The sequence below is a fragment of the Robbsia andropogonis genome (assembly GCF_000970345.1).
Classification (GTDB): Bacteria; Pseudomonadota; Gammaproteobacteria; order Burkholderiales; family Burkholderiaceae; genus Robbsia; species Robbsia andropogonis.
Window position 1 is genome coordinate 1 of sequence record NZ_LAQU01000113.1, and the last position, 2,836, is coordinate 2,836.

General features: G+C 53.1%; 3 protein-coding genes. All 3 read right to left on the reverse strand.

Going from position 1 to position 2,836, the window contains the following annotated elements; translation table 11 throughout:
* A partial coding sequence (locus WM40_RS26185) for a hypothetical protein (protein ID WP_046154510.1) occupies positions 1 to 525 on the reverse strand: 525 nt, incomplete at its 3' end.
* Between the two features lie 32 nt (positions 526 to 557).
* Positions 558 to 1,376 carry an acyl-ACP desaturase gene (locus WM40_RS26190; protein WP_046154511.1) on the reverse strand — a complete coding sequence of 273 codons (819 nt, stop codon included), beginning with the start codon at positions 1,374 to 1,376 and terminating at the stop codon, positions 558 to 560.
* A 34-nt stretch (positions 1,377 to 1,410) separates the two neighbouring features.
* The gene (locus WM40_RS26195) at positions 1,411 to 2,442 is read right to left on the reverse strand and encodes a siderophore-interacting protein (protein WP_046154512.1); all 1,032 of its coding nucleotides are present in this window, start codon (positions 2,440 to 2,442) and stop codon (positions 1,411 to 1,413) included.
* Between the last annotated feature and the right edge of the window lie 394 nt (positions 2,443 to 2,836).

Consider the following 2,836-nt stretch of genomic DNA (forward strand, 5'->3'; position numbering starts at 1 on the left):
GCCACCACCGAGAACACCGCCAATCGCAAGTGCTCCAACCTTAATCGCGGCAAGATTCATCCGCTGATCGTCGCCGACCAGCTTTACCGCCAACGCGTCCAAAGCCAAATCCATGGTCGCCAAGGAAAAGCACACCACTAGCCCGATGAAAAAAAGCGTCGCGGCATTGCTGCCCTCCCCCAGTCCAATAGTGAACAAGCCGATGGAGCAACATAGTTGAGCAATGGATACCCAGGTAAGCCGCGAGATTCCCCACTCACGAATGCCACGATCGACCAGCGGCCCAATGAGAAAAGTTAGACCAAAGGGTAGATATAGCGCTGCAAGCCAGCCCATCTTTGCAAGATCGACACCTCGCTCTAAAAGCACAGGAGGCACGGTGAATTCCAGCACCCCGAAGATAATTCCGAACGAGACATAAAGACTTGCAAGCGCAAAGACGCTATGCCACGTGCTATTCCTTGTCCCAGCATCGCCAGTGTGATCCAATGCATTGGGCAATTTTCTTTGTCGCGTGCTTCTCATCTTACCCGCCTTGTCCCGCGGCTCTCGCACTATCAAGCGTTTTTTCTAAATCTGTTCAGATCTCGCGCCGAATCAAGCGTCACCCCAAATAAAAGCGACAAATTATGACGAATACGCTTCGCTACTCGCTCCTCCCACTCGTCATCAAACTTAATTTGCTCATCAAGCCAGTTATTCAGCCAATCTGGATCGGGTAGCCGCGATTGAATGGTGTCGCGCGGAAATTCGTCTTTATTCACGTGCAGTGTCGTAGGATGCATCGCCCTGGAGCGACTCCGACCAGATGCCATCAACATCCCCATTTTGGCAAATGCGCTCTTTGCTTCATACGGACTTTCTTCAATCGCCCGCTTCATGAACCTGAGATAGGCACCACCATGGCGCGCCTCGTCACGCGAAATCGTGTCATAAATGTGTTTGATGACAGGCTCAGAGTGCCATTCCGACGCGCGTCTATACCAATGATTTAGACGAATCTCTCCACAAAAATGGAGCATCAGCGTTTCGTTCGCCGGTGCGGGGTAAAACGTAAAGCGAATGGCATGCAGCTCGCTTTCCGTCGGCAAGTATTCTGGTTTGAAGCGCCGGAGGTACTCCATGAGTACCGCGGCGTGCTTCATCTCTTCAAAAAACCATATGCTAATGAAAGCACTGAAGTCACTGTCGCGACGGTTGTCACGCAAGAACATCTCGGATGCGGGTAACGCTGACCATTCAGTGATCGCGTTCATCTTGATCGTGTGCGCTTGTTCATCAGATAGCAATGCACCGTCGAAGCGCTCCCACGGTATATCAGATTCCATATCCCAGCGAATCGATTCAAATGACTTGAAGAGATCTAAATACAGCATGATTGCCTACACCGATATTTAACGTTGCTACCACTCAGCCCGCGGCCGCATCACGGTAATCCCGTTCGCCGCGCTTCCAATACCCCGTGGTCGTGATCCGTCTTGGATTGACCTGAAGCGACGTAATCAAGCCGCGGCGCAACTCACGAATAAGGGACGCTTCACCTGCAGCCCACACGTAAGCGCTTCGACGAAACGCGACCTGTGCCACCACCGCATCACGTAGCAGATGATTTGCAATAGTCGGGTCGTTTCCAGGGTCTACCCATCGGATGATCCGATTTCCACCTAGTCGGATCTCCAAGTTGCAATCCTCTGGTTTAGCGACGACGAAGGCTTGGACTTCTACATGCTCCGGCGCACTCTCCACAATGGCCTCTATCGCCGGTACACCGGACATATCACCAGCGACAAGCAATGTCTCACAGTCCGAGGGAAATGCATCAAACCCGCCTCGAGGGCCGGCGACGCCGCAGAGATCACCTACATAGGCAAGCTTCGCCCACGTGGCCAACATCCCTCCGCTATCCAGAGATACATCGATCGTGATGCGGCCCTGTTCCACTTCATGTTTCCTGATGGTGTACGCGCGACCGATTGGTGCTGCTGAATCTGGACTACCGTCATGGCCTGGGAACAATTTCACCCACATGGCTGGAGACGACACATTCATCGTCTTCAAGTCCGCACCAGACAACGTCATGCGCAACATCCCTGGAGATCGCTCAGTGATACTTTGGATAGTCGCACGTCTAATTCGACGCGCCGCGTCTACGCCGCTTTGCGATGGTGTTTCAGCTCTACCTGCCCCGTCCCAGCCATCGCTCAGCATCGGACGTGATTGGAATTTGAAGCTCGCTTGGAACAAAGCGGCACCGCAGAGATCCAACAACCCCCTCAGCTCTGTAGGCATGCTGAAGCCGAGATCTGACGCGTCGTCAGAGACGCTCCTCTCCTTCGCTGCCCGGCGCAGCAAACTCAAGAGGTTTAATTCGTCGACCGTGATCACCGAAGAGGTCGGCGACAGAATCGCCACATGTGGACGTTGCTGAGAAATCGCGTCCATCAAGCTTGCAAACTGAAATGCAGACCCGGGATCGATACCGTAGGTACCGAATTCGTAAATGGCTTGTGAGCGCCAGGAAGCTCCTGAGCAGAGCGCCCTAAGCATGTAGATAAGTTTTGCTCGCCCTTCGAACATGTCCGCAGAGCGACTAATCGCGGCAACACTTCTGGCACAGTAGGTTCCGTAATAAGAATTAGTTCTATAACGAGATGCGGACGACACGCTCGATCACAGTCTCATCTCCGCACTTTGGTCACCGATACTAATCTCAAATGATGTGCTAGCTCCCGCTATTACGACCCGACATGTTGAGAACCAGACATCACTGGCAACTAGGTGGAAGATTCGGCGTCTGCAAAAAACGCTGGGCGGGAAGCCGAGGTTTCGACGAAAC